General features: G+C 50.1%; 19 protein-coding genes. 9 read left to right on the forward strand and 10 right to left on the reverse strand.

What is annotated here, in order from left to right:
- Positions 1-18: 18 nt before the first annotated feature.
- Positions 19-405: a Rid family detoxifying hydrolase gene (locus G3I67_RS01805; protein WP_163651242.1), complete on the reverse strand. Its 387-nt coding sequence runs from the start codon at positions 403-405 to the stop codon at positions 19-21.
- Between the two features lie 158 nt (positions 406-563).
- Here G3I67_RS01805 and G3I67_RS01810 point away from each other — a divergent pair, with 158 nt between their 5' ends.
- Entirely contained in the window at positions 564-2,216 is a 1,653-nt protein-coding gene (locus G3I67_RS01810) for an ABC transporter permease (protein ID WP_163651243.1), read from the forward strand.
- A complete protein-coding gene (locus G3I67_RS01815) occupies positions 2,213-2,926 on the forward strand; it encodes an ABC transporter ATP-binding protein (RefSeq protein WP_163651244.1) in 714 nt (237 codons plus the stop codon). The genes G3I67_RS01810 and G3I67_RS01815 overlap by 4 nt, the downstream gene beginning before the upstream one ends.
- On the opposite strand, the gene ntrC is transcribed toward G3I67_RS01815, so the two are convergent.
- The 6 genes from ntrC to G3I67_RS01845 form a co-directional block, all read right to left on the reverse strand.
- On the reverse strand, positions 2,868-4,325 hold the full coding sequence (ntrC, locus tag G3I67_RS01820; RefSeq protein ID WP_163651245.1) for a nitrogen regulation protein NR(I): 1,458 nt from the start codon (positions 4,323-4,325) through the stop codon (positions 2,868-2,870). The two genes, G3I67_RS01815 and ntrC, sit on opposite strands and share 59 nt — an antisense overlap.
- Positions 4,322-5,374, reverse strand: a complete 1,053-nt coding sequence (gene glnL, locus G3I67_RS01825; RefSeq protein ID WP_163651246.1) for a nitrogen regulation protein NR(II) — start codon at positions 5,372-5,374, stop codon at positions 4,322-4,324. The genes ntrC and glnL overlap by 4 nt, the downstream gene beginning before the upstream one ends.
- A gap of 45 nt (positions 5,375-5,419) precedes the next feature.
- On the reverse strand, positions 5,420-6,832 hold the full coding sequence (gene glnA, locus G3I67_RS01830; RefSeq protein ID WP_163651247.1) for a type I glutamate--ammonia ligase: 1,413 nt from the start codon (positions 6,830-6,832) through the stop codon (positions 5,420-5,422).
- 194 nt (positions 6,833-7,026) lie between these two features.
- Complete coding sequence (gene hemW / locus G3I67_RS01835) at positions 7,027-8,166, reverse strand: radical SAM family heme chaperone HemW (RefSeq protein WP_235931629.1); 1,140 nt, start codon at positions 8,164-8,166, stop codon at positions 7,027-7,029.
- A 101-nt stretch (positions 8,167-8,267) separates the two neighbouring features.
- Positions 8,268-8,885, reverse strand: coding sequence for an RdgB/HAM1 family non-canonical purine NTP pyrophosphatase (rdgB, locus tag G3I67_RS01840; protein WP_163651249.1), 618 nt, complete (start codon positions 8,883-8,885; stop codon positions 8,268-8,270).
- Positions 8,882-9,820 (reverse strand): LysR family transcriptional regulator, encoded by a 939-nt coding sequence (locus tag G3I67_RS01845; protein ID WP_163651250.1) that lies wholly within the window; start codon positions 9,818-9,820, stop codon positions 8,882-8,884. Before G3I67_RS01845 ends, rdgB begins: the two co-directional genes overlap by 4 nt.
- 118 nt (positions 9,821-9,938) lie before the next feature.
- Here G3I67_RS01845 and G3I67_RS01850 point away from each other — a divergent pair, with 118 nt between their 5' ends.
- The 3 genes from G3I67_RS01850 to G3I67_RS01860 are packed head-to-tail and all read left to right on the forward strand — an operon-like array spanning position 9,939 to position 13,299.
- Entirely contained in the window at positions 9,939-11,099 is a 1,161-nt protein-coding gene (locus G3I67_RS01850) for an acyl-CoA dehydrogenase family protein (protein ID WP_163651251.1), read from the forward strand.
- A gap of 30 nt (positions 11,100-11,129) precedes the next feature.
- Complete coding sequence (locus G3I67_RS01855) at positions 11,130-12,521, forward strand: MmgE/PrpD family protein (protein WP_163651252.1); 1,392 nt, start codon at positions 11,130-11,132, stop codon at positions 12,519-12,521.
- Positions 12,522-12,549: 28 nt separating this feature from the next.
- Positions 12,550-13,299 (forward strand): SDR family oxidoreductase, encoded by a 750-nt coding sequence (locus tag G3I67_RS01860; RefSeq protein ID WP_163651253.1) that lies wholly within the window; start codon positions 12,550-12,552, stop codon positions 13,297-13,299.
- Between the two features lie 12 nt (positions 13,300-13,311).
- Here the strand turns inward: G3I67_RS01860 and rph are convergent, their stop codons facing one another.
- On the reverse strand, positions 13,312-14,055 hold the full coding sequence (gene rph / locus G3I67_RS01865; RefSeq protein ID WP_311197029.1) for a ribonuclease PH: 744 nt from the start codon (positions 14,053-14,055) through the stop codon (positions 13,312-13,314).
- Between the two features lie 30 nt (positions 14,056-14,085).
- On the opposite strand from rph, the gene ggt reads away from it, so the two are divergent.
- Entirely contained in the window at positions 14,086-15,927 is a 1,842-nt protein-coding gene (gene ggt / locus G3I67_RS01870; protein WP_163651254.1) for a gamma-glutamyltransferase, read from the forward strand.
- Positions 15,924-16,850, forward strand: coding sequence for a YicC/YloC family endoribonuclease (locus G3I67_RS01875; protein ID WP_163651255.1), 927 nt, complete (start codon positions 15,924-15,926; stop codon positions 16,848-16,850). The genes ggt and G3I67_RS01875 overlap by 4 nt, the downstream gene beginning before the upstream one ends.
- 16 nt (positions 16,851-16,866) lie before the next feature.
- Here G3I67_RS01875 and G3I67_RS01880 read toward each other — a convergent pair whose 3' ends face one another.
- Positions 16,867-17,622, reverse strand: coding sequence for an SDR family oxidoreductase (locus tag G3I67_RS01880; RefSeq protein ID WP_163651256.1), 756 nt, complete (start codon positions 17,620-17,622; stop codon positions 16,867-16,869).
- Between the two features lie 40 nt (positions 17,623-17,662).
- Positions 17,663-18,526: a sulfurtransferase gene (locus tag G3I67_RS01885; RefSeq protein ID WP_163651257.1), complete on the reverse strand. Its 864-nt coding sequence runs from the start codon at positions 18,524-18,526 to the stop codon at positions 17,663-17,665.
- Between the two features lie 97 nt (positions 18,527-18,623).
- Here G3I67_RS01885 and gmk point away from each other — a divergent pair, with 97 nt between their 5' ends.
- Together gmk and rpoZ are read left to right on the forward strand one after the other, a co-directional pair.
- The gene (gene gmk / locus G3I67_RS01890) at positions 18,624-19,268 is read left to right on the forward strand and encodes a guanylate kinase (RefSeq protein ID WP_163651258.1); all 645 of its coding nucleotides are present in this window, start codon (positions 18,624-18,626) and stop codon (positions 19,266-19,268) included.
- Between the two features lie 41 nt (positions 19,269-19,309).
- The gene (rpoZ, locus tag G3I67_RS01895; protein WP_163651259.1) at positions 19,310-19,513 is read left to right on the forward strand and encodes a DNA-directed RNA polymerase subunit omega; all 204 of its coding nucleotides are present in this window, start codon (positions 19,310-19,312) and stop codon (positions 19,511-19,513) included.
- Positions 19,514-19,517: the final 4 nt, after the last annotated feature.

The following is a 19,517-nucleotide window of genomic DNA, read 5'->3' on the forward strand; positions in this document are numbered from 1 at the left end:
CTCACGTGGCCAGACCAATCAGATAACGAGAATAGCTTCGACTTCGAATTGCGCACCTTTGGGTAAGCTGGCTACTCCTACTGTCGATCTGGCAGGAAATGGTTCAGGCAACAATTCGGCCATGATGCCATTGGCAATTGCGAATTGCCCAAGGTCGGTCAGAAACAGGGTCAGCTTGACAATCTGATCCAGCCTGCCCCCGGCAGCTTCGACTACAGAACTCATATTTGCAAATGATTGTCTAACCTGGTCTTCGAATTTGTCTGAGATCATTTCACCGGTTGCCGGAACCAAACCTATTTGCCCGGAAAGATAAATAGTTGTGCCTGTGGGGGCGACCACTGCCTGCGAATACGGACCGACCGCAGCCGGTGCTGCATTGGTATGAATGATTGATTTCGGCATAGAAGTAGCTCCTTGTGTAATGACTATTGAATTTTATACATCAATAGACTGAATCGATAGAAACGAATAAAAAGTCGTATGCTATTATATTCAAATACGAATCGTTATCGTTTGCATTAAAATGATACAAATTCATGACTTAAGCAAAGTCTTATTTAATGACCCTCGTCAAATTTAAAAATCTGTTACCTGCAATCGTTGCACTAACGATCATGGTGCCGGTTTTATCGATACTGACCATTGGATTCAAATTCGATCAAGCCGCATGGAGCGAATTGTTAGGATTTCAGCGCTTAAGGTCGTTTGCTCAAACCGTCATTCTATCTGCCGGTGTGGGGCTTCTTGTCGCCATTCTGGGGACTGGTCTGGCCTGGCTGGTAACAGCTTACCAATTCAGAAGTCGGCAGATATTAAAGTTTGCCCTGCTTTTGCCCATGGCTATACCGACGTACATCATGGCCTATTCTTACCTGGATCTACTCCATCCTCTCGGACCGATTCAGACGCTCATCAGATCAACACTCGACATTTCTAGTCCAAAGGATTTGAAACTTCCAGACATCAGAAACATCTTCGCGGCGATTCTATTGCTTGGATTTGTTTTGTTTCCTTATGTTTATATCAGCAGCAAGGCAATGTTTTTGACAATACCGGCAAACCTGATCGAGTCTGCGCGTATTTTGGGGGCCTCATCAAAAAGTGTATTCTGGAGATTGGCACTGCCGCATGCAAGGCCCGGAATTGCTGCTGGCGTCGGCATCGCTCTGCTTGAGGTCGTAAATGATGTCGGTGCTTCAGAGTTTCTGGGTGTGCGAACCGCTACGGTCGAACTTTACGTTACCTGGATATCGAAAGGGGATCTGACGAGCGCAGCTCGAATCGCATTGATGCTCGTTTTGATGATGCTGATTGTTTCATCGATCGAAAAATTGTCCAGACATCGCATTAAATATTCGCAGCCTAAAAACTCACACCCCATGCAGCCTAAACCATTGAGAGGATTGAAGGGGTCAGTGATCGTTGCATTAGGTTGGGTACCAGTTCTTCTAGGATTCGTTCTGCCTGCAGGATATCTTTTGCACCAAGTGATTCAGCGCGCCTCTCATCAACCGATTTTTAGTCGTGAATTGCTTGCAGCTGCGGCTTCCTCTTTCAAAATCTCAATGATAGTGACATTGATCGTGATCATTATCGCAACCGTTGTCGTATGGCTGATGACTCGATTCAAACAGCGCACCGACCGGAATCATCCAAATAATCTAATTTTGAATTCGACCAAGATTGGATATTTTTTACCCGGTACTGTATTAGCGATCGGATTATTGTCGCCCTACTCTTTTCTGGATAGCTTTTTCAAGCAGATTGCTCATTTTTTTGAAATTCGAAACGCTAACCTTGTCATGCTGGGAACCAGTGCCGGGATTGTCACCGCATGCACGATACGATTTCTGGGTATGGCAGTCAGTAATATCGAGGCTGGATACGGACGCATTTCAATTCGCTTGGACCAGGCGGCTCGTACCCTTGGACGAAGCGCGACATCGATACTTGCTTTGATTCATATCCCAATGCTCAGACCGGCCTTGCTCAGTGCCGCACTGCTTGTATTTGTCGAAACGATGAAAGAGCTTCCGACCACGTTACTCTTGCGACCGATCGGCACTGAGACCTTAGCCACATTACTCTATGCAGATGCCTCGAGAGGAAGCTATGAAGACGGTGCGACTGCAGCATTGCTGATAGTACTGATCGGAATACTCCCCTTGATTTACTTGACGAGACTACAACAAGTCAGGCAATTGAAATCATGAATTCATATCTATCCATCAATAATCTATCGATCAATATTAATGATCGCAGTGATTGCCGGTCACTTATCCGAAATTTGACACTTGAGCTAGACAAGGGGGAAATTGGTTGTCTTATGGGCAAATCCGGTTGCGGCAAATCGACCTTGCTGCGTGCTATTGCCGGATTCGAGACTTTGTCTTCTGGTTCGATTTACATGAACGGGAATTTGATTGCGAACCCCGGTTACAGTATGCCCGTTGAAGATCGACATATCGGCCTGATGTTTCAGGACTATGCACTGTTTCCGCATTTGACCGTTGAAGGCAATATCGGATTCGGATTAAACAAGCTAAGTCATGCCGATAAAAACAGGCGAATACAGGATATGCTGGACCTGGTCAGTATGCGTCAAATGGGCAAGCGCTATCCTCACGAACTATCTGGCGGGCAGCAGCAACGTGTTGCCCTTGCCAGGTCGCTGGCACCCTCGCCTGCATTATTGCTTCTTGACGAGCCATTTTCAAATCTTGATCTGGATTTACGCGCTGCGCTTGCGCAACAAGTGCGTGACATCCTGAAATCAACAAACTGTACTGCCCTGATGGTGACTCATAGCCTAGAAGAAGCGAAAACTGTAGGCGATAGAATCGGCGAAATCAGGAATGGTGAATTTACTGGCTGGTTTCAATCAGCGACCGATCCATACCAAGCTCACGCAGCTTGCGAGTAATCGTATTGCGACCAAGACCGAGTCTGGTCGCTGCTTCAACTCGACGTCCACGAGACACATCCAGCGAAGCTTTAAGCAATGTTTGTTCAAACTGATTAGTGAGCGTCGCCCAAACTTCTGGCTCGGACTTTAAAAGCCTGAGATTGGCGTCCTGATACAAAAGTTGCTGCCATGATTGAATTGAGACCATCGATTGAACTGTTTCGCCAATCTGGGGAGTCGATTCATTGATTGATCTTACCTCGGGAGGTAGGTCAACATAATCGACTGTTTGTCCGGGTGCCATGACCGTTATCCAGTGACAGAAGTTTTCAAGTTGCCTAACGTTTCCAGGATAATTGAACTGAACCAGGGCTTCGATCGCTTCATCCGATAAACGTTTGACAGTAACACCCAACGCGCGTGCGCTCAAGCTCAAAAAGTGACGCGCAAGCTCGGGAATGTCCTCGCGTCGCTCTCTGAGTGGAGGCAAGCGCAAGCGGATAACATTCAACCTATGAAACAAATCTTCACGAAATTTTCCTTCCTGAACATGAGCTTCAAGTGGCTGATGCGTTGCCGCAACTATACGAACATCAACTTTGATAGGCTGCGAACCACCCACACGATAAAAAGTGCCATCGGAAAGTACCCGCAGTAAACGAGTCTGCAACTCAAATGGCATATCGCCGATTTCGTCCAGAAACAGAGTTCCTCCACTCGCTTCTTCAAATCGACCACGACGAAGTGTATTTGCACCGGTGAAAGCGCCACGCTCATGACCAAAGAGCTCGGCCTCGAGAAGATCGCGGGGAATCGCGGCGGTATTCAATGCAACAAACGGACCCTTTGCCCGAATTCCATGACTATGAAGGGCATGCGCGACAAGTTCTTTACCCGTGCCTGACTCTCCGGTAATCAAAACAGTGACGTTCGATTGTGCAAGTCTTCCTATCGCTCGAAACACCTCCTGCATAGCAACTGATGAAGATTGCGTCAACAGCCCTTTAGCCTGAGGTTCAGATACAGGTGCAGGCGCATCGCTCGCTTTCTCCGTCACCGACTCTTGAATCGCCCTGCTAATCAAGGCTACGGCTTCATTCACATCGAAAGGTTTAGCGAGAAAATCGAATGCTCCTCCTTGAAAAGCCGAAACCGTGCTATCCAGATCGCTAAACGCCGTCATGATGATCACCGGCAAGGATGGATGCTTAAGCTTGACACTCTTGAGCAGTTCAAGACCATTCATTCCCGGCATCCTGATATCCGAAATCAATGCGCAGGGAACGTCAGTTGCTAACGCTTCGGTCACATCGCTTGCATAAGCGAAACTTCTTGTCTGTATTCCGGCACGACTCAAGGCCTTTTCGAGGACCCAGCGAATGGCCTGATCATCATCGACTATCCAAACTGGTTTCATAAGGGCTCCAGGGGCAATAACAATCTAAATTCTGTATGACCGGGGTGCGAATCGAACTCAATCACGCCACCGTGCTGTTGCAAAAAGTCTTGTGCCAGGCTTAGGCCCAAGCCTGTGCCACCATCACGTCCAGTGACCAACGGATGAAAAATCCTGTCTCTCAACGTATCCGGTACACCAGGGCCATTGTCGATAACAGAAACGACAACAGCCATTCGATGTTGTTTATGCTTAAGCAGCACTTGACGTGCGACTCGTGTCTTAATCGTAATCCGTGGTGAAGTCGTTGCTGGATTAGCACTGAGAATTTGAGCCGCATTCCGGACCACATTCAACAGAGCTTGCATCAGTCGTGCCTGATCTGCTTTGAACTCCGGCATCGAAGCGTCATAGTCACGCAATATCGCAACATCCCGGAATTCCGCTCGTATCAGCGCACAGACCCTCTCACAAATTTCATGGATGTTGACGGATTGCCATTGAACCGGCATGCGTTGTGGCGCGGCCAAACGATCAACCAGTGTCTGCAGACGGTCCGCTTCGGAAATAATGACGCGCGTGTATTCTTGCAGAGAAGGGTCCGGCAACTCGGACTCGAGTAATTGCGCAGCTCCTCTCAATCCGCCTAACGGATTTTTTACTTCATGCGCGAGATTTCGTAAAAGCTCATGTTGTTTGTCGATTTCCTCGACAATTCTGACGCTACGGTCGACCAGGACACTTTGCTCGATATCTTTGATTTCAAGCAATGCACTCCATGGTTGTTGAGTCAACGCAATGGAAGTCACCGCTACTTCAACAGGCTCGAAACCGCGACGGATCATTGCAAATTGACGACAATCAGCTAACTCGCCTTGGCAAGCTTGGCGAATAGATTGCTCGACTGATGGATCACGATCAAACAGCTGAACGGCTGGCTGACCAATCAAATGGCGTCTCGACCGCCCAAACATTGCTTCGGCGGCTGAGTTCGCCACAACCACCTCGCCCTCAGAGTTCAGTAATAGAACTGTTGTAGCAAGTAGGTCATAGGCTTCTACGAACTTCATGGGAGTCGGGTCGGTTGAAGTTGAGCCGACCCCCTTTTCAGCTAATTACAGGCTGTAGTACATGTCGAACTCGACCGGATGGGTCGTCATACGCAGGCGGTTAACTTCCTGCATCTTCAGAGCGACATACGCGTCAAGCATTTCATTGGTGAACACACCACCACGGGTCAGGAACTCGCGATCACGATCGAGTTCATCGAGCGCCTGCTCGAGCGAACTGCAAACTGTCGGGATCTTTGCGTCTTCTTCGGGTGGCAAATCGTACAAGTTCTTGTCTGCGGGATCGCCAGGATGAATCTTGTTCTGAACACCATCCAGACCAGCCATCATCAGTGCTGAGAAGCACAGGTATGGGTTGGCCAAAGGATCGGGGAAACGCGTTTCAATTCGACGACCTTTGGGATTGCCGACGTAGGGAATGCGAATCGACGCAGAACGGTTACGTGCCGAGTAGGCAAGCTTGACCGGTGCTTCGTAGTGCGGAACCAAACGCTTGTAGGAGTTGGTGCCGGGATTGGTGATGGCATTCAATGCGCGAGCATGCTTGATGATGCCGCCGATGTAATACATTGCAAATTCGGACAGTCCTGCGTAACCGTTGCCGGCAAAAAGGTTCTGGCCATCTTTCCAGATCGACTGGTGAACGTGCATGCCCGAACCGTTGTCGCCAACGATTGGCTTGGGCATGAAAGTAGCCGTCTTGCCATATGCATGCGCAACGTTATGAATGATGTACTTCATTAACTGGTTCCAGTCGGCGCGCTGAACCAGCGTGCTGAACTTGGTACCAATTTCAAGCTGACCCGCACCTGCGACCTCGTGGTGATGCACCTCGACCGGGATGCCGGCTTCTTCGAGGAGGATACACATTTCGGAGCGCATATCCTGCATTGAATCAACGGGAGGAACGGGGAAATATCCGCCTTTGACTTTCGGGCGATGGGCAAGATTGCCGCCTTCGCTGTCGATACCGCTTGACCAGTATGCTTCATCAGACTTGATTTTGAGGAAGCAGCCTGACATGTCATCACCCCAGGTGACGCCATCAAATACGAAAAACTCTGGTTCAGGACCAAAGAAGGCGGTATCACCCAGACCGCTCGACTTCAGGTAGGCTTCGGCCCGCTTGGCCAAAGAGCGTGGATCACGCTCATAGCCTTTCATGTCGGTCGGTTCAACGACATCGCAAGTCAGAATCAGCGTCGATTCTTCACGGAAAGGATCCAGATTGGCCGTAGCCATGTCTGGGATCAGCAGCATGTCGGAAGCTTCGATACCCTTCCAGCCGCCAATTGAAGAGCCATCAAAAGCCTGGCCTTCCTTGAGTTTATCCTCGTTAATTTGGCTAACAGGCACGGAAACGTGCTGTTCTTTGCCCATGGTATCCGTGAAACGGAAGTCGACGAATTTGACTTCATTTTCAGCGATCATTTTCAGAACATCTTGAGGAGTGCTCATTTTGGCTCCGGTACAAGTAAATGTGGTTGTTGAATTGTTAGTGATAAAACAAAAATTCACTGTTTGATATTGCTTAAGCAAATTTCATGCCAGCTATTTTAACTAAGCGGTCACGCATAAAATTAGTTATATAAGCACCATAATAGTGCTTAAACACCATATTGGTGCAAATAATATGCACTTTAATGGTGCAATTATAAAAACAAACTTTGCAGTTCGTTTAAAAAGAGCCAGCCTTGCTGTGTTGCCTTAAACCGCGTGGGATCAGGAAATAGCAAGCCTTTTTGGATCGCCGTCTGGAGGGGGCGCGATAGTGTCGCCACATTCAGACCACTACGATCAGTGTACAGCGATAACGGCACCCCTTCCCGTAATCTAAGCGCGTTCAGCATGAATTCGAACGGCAGATCTTGAGCGGTCAAAGAGCGCGTTTCGGAAAGATGGGATCCATCTCTTGCGATTGAGCCCTGCATCCACGACTCAGGATTGCGAGTTCGGGCATATCTGATGATTCGATCGGGAAAAGAAATTTTGCTGTGCGCCCCGGGCCCGACACCAAGATAATCACCAAACTCCCAATAGTTGAGGTTATGTCTCGATCGTGCGCCTTTTTTAGCAAAGGCCGAAACTTCATAACGCTCAAACCCAGCCTGACTGGCCATCTGCTCGATCGTTTGTTCCATTTCGGCTGACAAGTCATCTTCAGGCAACTCAGGAGGATATTTTGCAAATACTGTCTGCGACTCGATCGTCAGCTGATACATGGACAAGTGTTCTGTGCCGAATGAAAGTGCCTGGTTCGCATCGGCGATGCACTCAGCAAGAGTTTGACCCGGTAGAGCAAACATCAGATCAAGATTGATACGCGGCACCGCTCGCTGCGCAATGTCGATCGCCTTGCGGGCCTGCGCAGAATCATGAATGCGACCCAGTTTCTTCAAGGCATGATCATTGAATGACTGAATGCCAATCGATAACCTGTTAATTCCGCTTTCCGCATAAGATGAGAAGCGGTTTGCCTCGACAGTACCGGGATTGGCTTCAAGCGTAATTTCTGCATCCGGCCAAACGGACAACCTTGATCTGAACATGGCAAGCATCTTGTCGATCGCGCCTTCGGATAGCAGGCTTGGTGTGCCACCTCCAATGAATATGGCATGAACCTGCCTCCCCCATATCTCGGGCAAGGACTGCTCCAAATCCGCCTCAAGCGCCTTCAGATAAAGTTCCTCAGGCAAAGAGTCCGGAGCCTGATGAGAATTAAAGTCACAATAAGGACATTTGCGAACGCACCAAGGCACATGAACGTAGAGTGTTAATGGCGGCAACGCCATCAAGTGCGGCGTTGAAAAATCCGCCTCACCCACGCCGGATACGCCAGCGACTCGATGATTATTTTTTAGACTCGATTCCGAGACGATTTCAATGACTTTTTTCATGCAATCAGATTGTGCTCGATGAGCTGTGCATGAAGCATTTTCAAAGCTTTCGCCCGGTGGCTGATTTGGTTTTTGCGCTCAATCGATAAGGATGCGGCAGTACATCCTTCTTCAGGAAGATAGAAATGAGGATCGTATCCGAATCCATTGTTTCCCTGAGGCTGGTCGACTATTTGGCCTTTCCAGATTGCCTGGGCGATGATCGGCTGTGGATCATCGGCCCTGAGGACCAAAACCAAGACTGCGACATACCACGCCGAACGATCGGCTTGATCCTGCAACAGCCCTATGAGCTTGCGATTGTTGGCTTCGTCAGATCTCGATCCAAACTCTTGCTCGGCAAAGCGGGCCGAATGCACTCCCGGTTCACCTTGCAGTGCAGAGACGCAAATCCCGGAATCGTCGGCCATGGCGGCGCGACCCGAATAATGACTTGCATGTCGAGCCTTGGCCAAAGCATTTTCGACAAAAGTCAGGAATGGCTCTTGGGCATCTGAAATACCAAGCGTCGATTGTGGTATGAGTTCAATTCCCAACGGGTTGAGTAAGGCAGAAAACTCTTTGATTTTTCCGGGATTGCTTGACGCAAGCACAACTTGATTCAGGATGGTCATGTTTTTTTCGACTTAAATTGGGTACTGGTCAAAACTTGCTGGGGAACATCACGAGTCAGCATGTTGACGAGTTCGCGTGCAAATACAGGCAACTGTTCCAGGCTTCTCACGCATACGTGCAATTTGCGTTCTGCCCACTCGTCCGAAATTCGAACCAATTTAATATTTAGACGTTGCGCATATCGCTGTGCGGCCCGCTCCGGAACCACGCCGATTCCAACTCCCTTTTCGATCATGCGACAAACCGTTTCGAAATTACTCACTTCCACCCTGAATCTGAAAGGATGACCGATACTGTTCGCAGCCTGGATCAGAAAGGCATGAATTGCACTCCACTCAGAAAGGCCGACGTATTCAAAAGACATCGTATCGGCGAACGACACCTCGTCAAGGCCCCCAAGCTGATGGTCTAAAGGCGTCACGAGAACAAGCCGGTCTTCCTGATAGGGCAAAAACTCGAGGTCGGAGGCAGCCGGCCTTCCGGCCACGATACCAATGTCTGCCGCCCCTTCTGAAACGGCCTTGACGATGAGATAACTCAATCGTTCACGCAACTCAACAGTGACATCCGGATGTGAGGCTAAATAACTGCTCAACACGGCTGGCATGAACTCTGTCATGGCTGTCGTGTTGGCCATCATCCTGACTTGCCCTTTGATACCCCGTGCATACTCATGAATGTCGCCACGCAAATGCTCGATTTGACGCAGAACTTGCCTTGCGTGCCTTAAAAAAGCCTCTCCACTAGGCGTTAAGGTCACGCCTTGGCTATTTCGATGAAACAAGCGCGTACCAAAATGATCCTCAAGATTTTTTACGCGGTTTGAGGCAGCAGGCAGAGAAAGATGTGACTTTTCTGCTCCACGTGTCAGACTGCTGGCGTCGCCAATATTCACGATAAGCTGCAAGTCGGTTAAATCGAAGTGGTTTGCCATGTTTCAAGCCTGAACTTAATCAATCAAAAAGCCCGTGTTAACTAAACGTCAATTGGCAATTATCGCTGCCTGGGGCACATTAACGCTTGTATATCAACCGCAATCATAAGACAACCTCATGACTTCGCACTCAGACAAATACCAAGACATCCGTGACGCCGTTCGCGACCTGTGTAAACAATTCCCCGATGAATATTTCCGCAAAATTGACGAAGCACGTGGTTATCCGGAAGATTTTGTTAACGCTCTGACCCAAGCCGGCTGGCTTGCAGCCTTGATTCCACAGGAATACGGCGGTTCCGGACTTGGCCTGACCGAGGCCTCCATCATTATGGAAGAGATCAACCGATCCGGCGGCAACTCGGGTGCATGCCATGGCCAGATGTACAACATGGGAACCTTGTTGCGCCATGGATCCGAGACTCAAAAGAATCTTTACCTGCCCAAAATAGCTGCAGGTGAATTACGACTCCAATCCATGGGGGTCACAGAGCCTACCACCGGCACTGACACAACCAAAATCAAGACAACTGCTGTCAAAAAGGGCGATAAATACGTCATCAACGGTCAAAAAGTATGGATCTCCCGCATCCAGCACTCTGACTTGATGATTTTGCTTGCACGGACCACCCCTCTGGACCAGGTTGCTAAAAAATCCGAAGGCATGTCGATCTTTATCGTCGATCTTCGTGAGGCGATTGGTAAAGGGATGGAAGTGCGTCCCATTCTGAACATGGTTAACCATGAAACAAACGAACTTTTTTTCGACAACCTTGAAATTCCAGCTGAAAACCTGATCGGCGAAGAAGGCAAAGGATTTAAATATATTCTCGACGGATTGAATGCAGAGCGCGTGCTTATTGCCGCCGAGTGTATCGGTGACGGTTACTGGTTCGTCGATCGCGTTTCTGCATACGTAAAGGATCGTGTCGTATTCGGTCGTCCTATCGGTCAAAATCAGGGCGTTCAATTCCCGATCGCACGTGCGTTTATCAATGTGGAAGCCGCAAGCTTGATGCGTTACGAAGCAGCCCGCCTGTTCGATTCCAAGCAACATTGCGGCACGCAAGCTAACATGGCAAAACTGCTTGCCGCCGATGCATCCTGGGAAGCCGCGAATGCTTGCTTGCAATTCCATGGTGGATTTGGTTTCGCCTGCGAATATGATGTCGAGCGCAAGTTCCGCGAAACACGCCTTTATCAGGTGGCGCCGATTTCGACCAATTTGATTTTGTCTTATGTGGCAGAGCACGTTCTCGGCTTGCCGCGTTCGTTCTAATCATTCCAATAAAAACCACGGAGATTCATTATGACGGCCTTACGATCGCCAAGTGCGCCAAGCGTCCTGCACCCAAGTGCGGAATTGGCAAAATTTGCTTCTGGTTTGAACTTTGCGGACATCCCTGAGTCCGTAGCGAGTCGCTGCGAAGATTTGCTGCTTGACACCATGGCTTCGATTTTGGCCGGTTCGACAGCCCGTCCCGTCAAGGCGATCGCCAAGTACGCGGAACTCATGGGTCCGGCAAACGGACAGTCGGAAGACTATGTGAATCGTCACCTGACCTCACCCATGTTCGCAGCCATGGTGAATGCCGCCGCAGCCCACGTTGTCGAACAGGATGATGTGCATAACGGCTCTGTTTTCCACCCGGCAGCAGTTGTGTTCCCCCCTGCAATCGCGGTGGCTCAGGCCATCGGGGCATCGGGCAAAGAACTCATAACAGCTGCAGTAGCTGGCTATGAGGTCGGCATTCGTATTGGCGAGTTTTTAGGTCGTTCGCATTACAAGATTTTTCATACGACAGGAACTGCCGGCACGGTGGCTGCCGCCGTTACAGTGGGACGCCTGCTCAAGCTGAATCCCGAGCAAATGCTCAATGCAATTGGTTCGGGTGGCACACAGGCCGCTGGTTTATGGGAGTTCTTGAGGGATGCCGCCGACTCGAAACAATTGCATACAGCTCATGCAGCCGCAAGTGGATTGACTGCCGCCTATCTGGCACAGGACGGTTTTACAGGTGCGCGTCGTATTCTTGAAGGCTTGCAGGGCATGGGCGCAGGCATGTCACTTGACGCAGATCCAGCCAAACTGGTCGATCGTCTCGGGACACGCTGGGCGCTGGCGGAAACATCATTCAAATACCATGCCTCATGCCGTCATACTCATCCGGCAGCAGATGCCTTGCAATTCGTCATGCGTGAACACGGCTTGAAGGCAAGCGATATTGCATCAGTCATTACGCGTGTGCATCAGGGTGCAATTGACGTGCTTGGTCCAGTCACCGATCCACAAACGGTACATCAGTCCAAGTTTTCCATGGGTACGGTTCTTGCCTTGATCGCATTGAAAAACTCGGCAGACCTCGCTAACTTCGATCGTGCGCTCAAAGATCAGGAAGTCGCCGCGTTCCGCGACCTTGTTACGATGGAATTGGACGAAGAAGTCGATACCGCATATCCGCAGCGCTGGATTGGCAAAGTCACTGTCAAAACCCGTGATGGCCGTGTGTTCGAAGGTCGTGTCGACGAGCCCAAAGGTGATCCGGGCAATACACTTTCCCGTCCCGAAATCGAAGATAAATCCATGCGCTTGGGAACCTATCTTGGCGCCGCAACTGATAATCAGGTCAAACAATTGATTCAAACTGTCTGGAATATTCGTAAACAGGACAAGCTGGGTCCCTTGTTGGCAAAGCCTTAATCAATACGGCAAACTGGAAGATTTAAAAATGCGATTAAAAAATAAAGTAGCGATCGTTACCGGAGCAGCAAGTGGTTTCGGCGCTGAAACTGCACGTATGTATGCACGCGAAGGCGCGAAAGTCGTCATCGCCGACCTGAACGAGGAAGGTGCGCGCAAAGTTGCCGCCGAAATCGGATCGTCTGCAGTCGCCATTCGCTGCGACGTCAGCAAGCGCCCCGATGTTGATGCCGCTGTCGCCTTGGCGATCAGTCAGTTCGGTGGCGTGGACATCGTTGTGAACAACGCAGGCTATACCCACAAAAATCAGCCATTTCTCAATGTTGATGAAGCTACGTTCGATCGTTGCTTTGATGTGAATGTGAAAGCCATTTATCACATGATTAACGCAGTCGTACCCATGATGCGCGCCAAAAAATCCGGTTGCATCATCAACGTTGGATCTACTGCCGGCATTCGTCCGCGCCCGGGATTGACCTGGTATAACGCATCCAAAGGTGCGGCCAACCTATTGACCAAGTCGCTTGCCGTCGAACTGGCGCCGGATAACATCCGCGTGAACGTTATTTGCCCGGTAATGGGTGATACAGGCATGCTGGGTGACTTCATGGGAGTCCCGGACACGCCTGAAAACCGCGCCAGATTTATCTCGACCATTCCAATGGGACGCTTGAGCGTACCGAGCGATATTGCAAACGCAGCTGTATTCCTGGCATCGGAAGAGGCATCCTTTTTGACCGGCGTCGAATTACCGGTCGATGGAGGACGAACCGTTTAAGCGGTTTGTCGCCTAACGGCGGCTGGAAAGTTGGTGTTCTGTCAGTTGACGGATACCAGCTTCAGCTAGGCCAAGCAAGTCGTTCAGTTGGTTCCGGTCGAAAGTGCGTCCTTCGGCCGTTCCCTGCACTTCAACGTATTTCCCGGATCCGGTCATGACAACGTTCATGTCTGCATCACATCCGGAATCCTCCAGATAGTCCAGGTCCAGAACCGCACGCCCTCCCACATTGCCCACAGAAATAGCTGCGACCGAATCGATCAGAGGATTGCTGGTTAACAATCCTCCTGTGATCAAACTATCCACAGCATCCGCAACTGCAATCCATGCGCCGGTGATGCTCGCGCACCTGGTTCCGCCATCTGCTTGCAAAACATCACAATCGATTTGAATGGTGCGTTCGCCAAGTTTTGTCATATCCATGACTGCCCGCAGACTGCGGCCGATTAATCGCTGGATTTCCTGAGTGCGCCCGGATTGTTTGCCGCGTGCGGCCTCACGATCACTTCGGGTATGGGTCGACCGTGGCAACATACCGTATTCTGCAGTCACCCATCCCTGCCCCTTGCCTTTTAAAAATGGTGGGACCTTGTCCAGGACGCTTGCAGTGCATAAGACCTGGGTTTCTCCCATGCAAATTAGCACCGATCCCTCTGCGTAACGCGTAAACTTGCGTTGAATTCTGACCATGCGCAATGCATCGACTGCACGTCCGGAAGGTCTTGGCGTATTGTCCGCAATGCTAGTATTTGACACAATGAATTCTCTAATTTCGTGGGAAAAACAATGAAAAATCGAAACCCTAGTATACGCAAGGCGGTCGCGACGTGTCTGGCCTTGGCATATTTACTGCCCATCCCTGCCTCGATTGCACAATCACCTGCAGTCCAATCAAGCTCAGCGCCTCAGGATGTTGCAGTCGTCAAATATGACAATTCATTCGAAATATTCAAGCCTGTGTGGGGTTTGAAAGGAATGGTCGCAACGGAACAACACCTGGCGACCCAGGCGGGTGCTGAGATATTGCGACAAGGCGGAAATGCAGTCGATGCGGCTGTCGCGGTCGGGTTTGCTCTTGCGGTCGTCCTGCCGAATGCGGGCAATCTGGGTGGCGGCGGTTTCATGCTCATACACGATTCAGCAAAATCGGAATCAATCGCCCTGGATTTTCGCGAGGTGGCTCCTGCTTCTGCGACCAGGGATATGTACCTCGATGACAAGGGCAATGTGATTGCGGGGAAATCAACTCGCACGCCCTACTCCGTTGGCGTTCCCGGAACCGTTGCCGGATTGACTCAGGCATTGTCTGAACATGGCACTATGCCGTTAGCCAAAGTGATGGCGCCGGCAATCAAACTGGCGACTGAAGGATTCAGGGTTAGTCCGGTACTGGCTGAACAATTCAACAACCAGCGCACTCACCTCGAGCGCTGGCCCGCCACGAAAGCGATTTTCTTCAAGCACAAATCACCTGCATCAACGTGCCGTCTAGAAGAATGTCCTGCCGCAGAAATAGAGCCCTATAAATCAGGCGACCTACTGATTCAAAAGGATTTGGCGCATTCTTTGAACCTGATCGCCCAACATGGAGCAAAAGGATTTTATGAAGGCGAGATCGCCAAGAATATCGTCCGATCACTGACTGATAGTGTGTCGACAATGACGCTTGCAGATCTGTCGAATTACAAAACAGTAAAGCGCAAGCCGGTCGAGGGTACATATCGAGGCATCAAAATACTCTCGATGCCAGCTCCAAGCTCTGGAGGCATTCATCTTATTCAGATGTTGAATCTTCTTGAGCGCTATCCTCTACAGGATTACGGATTTGGTAGTGCGAAAAGCATTCATCTGATGGCTGAAAGCGCGCGACTTGCTTACGCCGACCGCGCAGAGCACCTAGGTGATCCGGAATTTTTCAAAGTGCCGGGCAAGGGACTCGTATCAAAGAAATACGCCGATTCTATTTCGCCACTCATCAACATCGAAAAATCGACTCCCAGCAAAAACATCAAAGCCGGTCAGCCGCAAAACTACGAAAGCGATCAGACAACGCACTTCTCAGTCATGGATGATCGTGGCAATGTAGTGAGCACGACATACACATTAAATCTGAACTTTGGATCAGGCATCGTAGCTGGCGGCACAGGTATTTTGCTCAATAACGAAATGGATGACTTTTCGATTAAACCCGGGGTCGCCAATGCTTTCGGACTTGTCGGTGGAGACGCAAACGCGGTTGCTCCCGGTAAACGGCCTCTTAGCTCGATGACACCAGTCATCCTGATGCGTGATGGCCAGCCGTGGATTGCGACAGGCTCGCCCGGCGGAGCACGTATCATTACAACTGTGCTGCAAAATATCGTAAACGTCATCGATTTTAAAATGAACATCGCTGAAGCTGCATCCATGCCACGCATGCATCACCAATGGTTGCCAGACTTTTTAAGGGTCGAGCGTGGAATCAGCCCGGATACGATCGAAAAGCTCAAGGCCATGGGGCACGATGTGAAGGTGATGCCGACCATGGGTAGAGTGCAAACAGTGCAGTACGAAAATAAACAGTTTTACGGCGCATCGGATCCACGCAATCCAGATGGGTCGGCAATCGGAATCGAGCAAAAGAAATGACAGCAAGCATGACCGCATTCGGCCAGGGAAAGGCCACCATGGATTTCGGGTCCGTCACTGTCGAGCTTAAATCCGTCAATAGCCGGTATTTGGACATTCAGTTCAGAATGCCGGACGAACTGCGTTTCGCGGAACAACCAATGAGGGACCGAATTTCTAAATCCCTCGCGCGAGGAAAAGTCGAGGTACGCGCAAGTTTTGCGCGCAATGTACCCGCGCTTGAGCAAAGACTCACTGAACAGGCGCTCACGAACATTGCTGACCAACTAAGTCATGTCAGGCGTTATTTGCCTGAAACCAATTCGCCACAACTGCCTGAAATCATCTCGCTGGCAAGCGATCAGCAACAAACTGCAATCGACCCTCAACTTTGGGCCAATGCTTGCATGCAAGCGCTTGAGCCTGCACTAGTTCAACTCACCGAAGCCAGATTGCGAGAGGGCTCACGCCTTGCGATGGCCATGCTCGAAACGTCGAAACAAGTGTGTGAAATCGTAATTATGGTTGAATCGCATTTGCCCGAGTTATTGCAGCAACAACGGGAAAAGCTCTCCAACAAACTGCGCGAAACGATTCAAAACGCCTTTCCATCCGGGTTTACTCATATCTCCGGTGCTGAGCTATCAGAAAGAATCGCCGGTGAATCAAGTCTATTTTCACTCCGAATAGATGTCGCGGAAGAGTTGGCAAGACTTAAATCGCACTTGTCCGAACTCGAGTTCCTCTTGTCAGAGCAAAAAACAAAATCGACGGGGAAAAATTCGGGAAGCACCGGAAAGAGACTGGATTTCCTTTTTCAGGAAATGAATCGTGAAGCGAATACGCTCGGATCCAAGGCGGGAAGTCTCGAAATGACTCGCGCCGCCATGGATTTAAAACTCTTGATCGAACAAATGCGCGAACAAGCGATGAATATCGAGTAAGCGTGTCGATAAGCGATCAACCACGCCCAAGATAAGGCATATTTGTGGCCATGATTGTCATGAACTGCACATTCGTTTCAAGTGGAAAGCCCACGATCTGAACGATCGATTGGGCAACGTGGTTGACATCCATCCTGGGTTCGACACGAGTCGAACCATCAGGTTGCAAAACGCCCTTTGCCATGCGATCAGTCATTTCGGTCGCAGCGTTACCGATATCGATCTGGGTGCAGGCGATATTGTATTTACGCGTATCGAGCGAAATAGACTTGGTCAGGCCGGTTACGGAATGTTTGGTCGCTGTATAGCCGATTGAAAATGGCCTTGGCGCATGAGCAGAGATCGAGCCATTATTGATGATGCGCCCGCCCATGGGATTTTGTGATTTCATGATGCGGATGGCACCTTGAGCGCACAAGAACATACCAGTCAAATTGATATTGACGATATCCCTCCAGACATCAACTGGTAAGTCTTCAATCGGCACTGGAGGACCACCACGCCCAGCGTTATTGAACAAAACATCCAACCGCCCCCAGCGGCGGCTGATTTCTGCAAAAAGCGCAGCAACCGACTGCTCGTCAGTCACATCGGTGACAATCGGGTGCAGCCTGTCCTGGTTTGCTCCGCCCAATTGGCGCGTTTCATCCAGCTTGTCGGCGCGACGACCGGCCAGGGCAACTTGATAACCGGCGGCAGCCAGCGCGAGAGAGGTCGCACGTCCGATACCGGAACCCGCGCCTGTCACAACAGCAACTTTCAAATTCGACATTTATCTTCCTCTTTTGCGTGTTTACTTTCGACTCGCGGCATTACCGGCCAGGTCCGGTTTCAACCGGAGAATCCGGCTGAGCGCTCCATTCGCTCCACGACCCGCCATAAAGCGAAGCTCCGGAAAACCCGGCAATCTCCATTGACAATAACAAATGGCAAGCTGCAACGCCAGAGCCGCAACTAGCGATGACTTGGCTGGGCGTTCTATCACCGATCAGAGCCTTCAGTTCCGAAGTGAGTGTTGCGCGATCCTTGAAAAAACCGCTGGCGTCGAGATTATCCTTTGCGGGACGGCTAACTGCGCCAGGCATATGCCCAGCTTTTGCATCGAATGTTTCGTTCTGGCCTTGAAAACGATCATTCGGGCGCGCATCGATAATCAACTGTTCGGGTTGCTTGAGACTTGCAAGAACATATGCATAATCAACTTTGGAAGCCAGTGGCTCTCCAACTTTAAAATCGGATACTGGACGCGCAGCAGGCAGATCGGTTGTCAGCGAATAACCTGCCGCAACCCAGGCCTGTAAGCCGCCATCCAGAACCCGAACCTTTGAATGTCCTACCCACCTTGCCATCCACCAGAGTCGGGAAGCATAAGATCCGCCCGTGCTGTCGTAACCAACGATAGTGGTATCTCCAGTAACACCCAGCTGCGAAAGGCGTTTGGCAAAAGTCTCACGCGTCGGCAAAGGATGACGGCCGTTCTTTCCGGTTTTTGGATCACTCATTAGTTGATCAACGCTGACATAGACCGAGCCCGGAATATGAGATTCACCATATTGGCGTCGCCCCAAATCATGATCGACCAAATCGTAACGGCAATCCAGAATCAGCACGCGACCGGGGTCTTGCACGTAAAGTTGGTGTAGTTCATTGGCTTTAATCAGCGGGGATATCGACATGGTCTGTTCCTGTCATTTTGAAGTGTGTGATGATGAAAATGGTACGACGACAATGCTATGCTTTAACGTCAATTTATAACTTTTTTCATTTTCACTCATGACACTGGCCGCAGGAAACATATTTTTAGTCTCTGCCCCAAGCGGAGCCGGCAAGTCAAGCCTGGTCAATGCGCTGTTGGCAAAGGATCAATCGATCAGATTGTCCGTATCCTGCACCACGCGTGCACCGCGCCCGGGCGAAGTCGATGGCAAAGACTATCGTTTTCTAAGTGTCGATGAATTCCTTGATCTTCAGCGCAAAAATCAATTTATCGAGTGGGCAAAGGTTCATGACAACTACTATGGCACGCCCCGGGATTTAATTGATCAGGCTACGCATAATGGACAAGATGTCCTGCTTGAAATTGATTGGCAAGGTGCTCGCCAGGTCAAAAAGCTATTTCCCGGCACAATAGGCATTTTCATCCTGCCGCCATCAATCGTCGCACTCGAAGAAAGGCTTCAGCTTCGTGGACAGGATTCGCAGGAAATCATTTCGAAGCGGATTCTTGCCGCAAGCGAAGAAATCTCGCACGCATCCGAGTATGAATATGTTATTATTAATCAAGACTTTAGCGTTGCACTGCGGGATCTTGAACTAATCATACATTCCGCAAGACTTCGCTATAACAGCCAATCGAACAGACACGCTGAGTTCTTTTCGACTTTTGGTCTCCAACCCGGACAAACATCGATTGGCTAGCCGTTATACTTTGGCTGATATTCAACATTAACAGGACTAACATGGCACGCATTACCGTTGACGATTGTCTCGAAAAAATCCCCAATCGCTTCAAGCTGACCCTCGTCGCAACCTACCGTGCGCGTGAGCTTGCACAAGGCCATGCACCTCGCATCGACAGCAAAGACAAGCCCACCGTCACCGCTTTGCGTGAAATGGCAGCCGGCCTGACAGGACTGGAAATGTTGCGCAAGGTTCCGACCTGATCGA

Source organism: Sheuella amnicola, from assembly GCF_010499255.1.
GTDB lineage: Bacteria > Pseudomonadota > Gammaproteobacteria > Burkholderiales > Burkholderiaceae_B > Zwartia > Zwartia amnicola.

What these genes read in the sequence shown, in the direction of transcription:
- G3I67_RS01805 (WP_163651242.1), bottom strand. Translation starts at nt 405, where the DNA reads ATGCCGAAATCAATCATTCATACCAATGCAGCACCGGCTGCGGTCGGT.
- G3I67_RS01810 (WP_163651243.1), top strand. Translation starts at nt 564, where the DNA reads ATGACCCTCGTCAAATTTAAAAATCTGTTACCTGCAATCGTTGCACTA.
- G3I67_RS01815 (WP_163651244.1), top strand. Translation starts at nt 2,213, where the DNA reads ATGAATTCATATCTATCCATCAATAATCTATCGATCAATATTAATGAT.
- ntrC (WP_163651245.1), bottom strand. Translation starts at nt 4,325, where the DNA reads ATGAAACCAGTTTGGATAGTCGATGATGATCAGGCCATTCGCTGGGTC.
- glnL (WP_163651246.1), bottom strand. Translation starts at nt 5,374, where the DNA reads ATGAAGTTCGTAGAAGCCTATGACCTACTTGCTACAACAGTTCTATTA.
- glnA (WP_163651247.1), bottom strand. Translation starts at nt 6,832, where the DNA reads ATGAGCACTCCTCAAGATGTTCTGAAAATGATCGCTGAAAATGAAGTC.
- hemW (WP_235931629.1), bottom strand. Translation starts at nt 8,166, where the DNA reads ATGGCGTTGCCGCCATTAACACTCTACGTTCATGTGCCTTGGTGCGTT.
- rdgB (WP_163651249.1), bottom strand. Translation starts at nt 8,885, where the DNA reads ATGACCATCCTGAATCAAGTTGTGCTTGCGTCAAGCAATCCCGGAAAA.
- G3I67_RS01845 (WP_163651250.1), bottom strand. Translation starts at nt 9,820, where the DNA reads ATGGCAAACCACTTCGATTTAACCGACTTGCAGCTTATCGTGAATATT.
- G3I67_RS01850 (WP_163651251.1), top strand. Translation starts at nt 9,939, where the DNA reads ATGACTTCGCACTCAGACAAATACCAAGACATCCGTGACGCCGTTCGC.
- G3I67_RS01855 (WP_163651252.1), top strand. Translation starts at nt 11,130, where the DNA reads ATGACGGCCTTACGATCGCCAAGTGCGCCAAGCGTCCTGCACCCAAGT.
- G3I67_RS01860 (WP_163651253.1), top strand. Translation starts at nt 12,550, where the DNA reads ATGCGATTAAAAAATAAAGTAGCGATCGTTACCGGAGCAGCAAGTGGT.
- ggt (WP_163651254.1), top strand. Translation starts at nt 14,086, where the DNA reads ATGAAAAATCGAAACCCTAGTATACGCAAGGCGGTCGCGACGTGTCTG.
- G3I67_RS01875 (WP_163651255.1), top strand. Translation starts at nt 15,924, where the DNA reads ATGACAGCAAGCATGACCGCATTCGGCCAGGGAAAGGCCACCATGGAT.
- G3I67_RS01880 (WP_163651256.1), bottom strand. Translation starts at nt 17,622, where the DNA reads ATGTCGAATTTGAAAGTTGCTGTTGTGACAGGCGCGGGTTCCGGTATC.
- G3I67_RS01885 (WP_163651257.1), bottom strand. Translation starts at nt 18,526, where the DNA reads ATGTCGATATCCCCGCTGATTAAAGCCAATGAACTACACCAACTTTAC.
- gmk (WP_163651258.1), top strand. Translation starts at nt 18,624, where the DNA reads ATGACACTGGCCGCAGGAAACATATTTTTAGTCTCTGCCCCAAGCGGA.
- rpoZ (WP_163651259.1), top strand. Translation starts at nt 19,310, where the DNA reads ATGGCACGCATTACCGTTGACGATTGTCTCGAAAAAATCCCCAATCGC.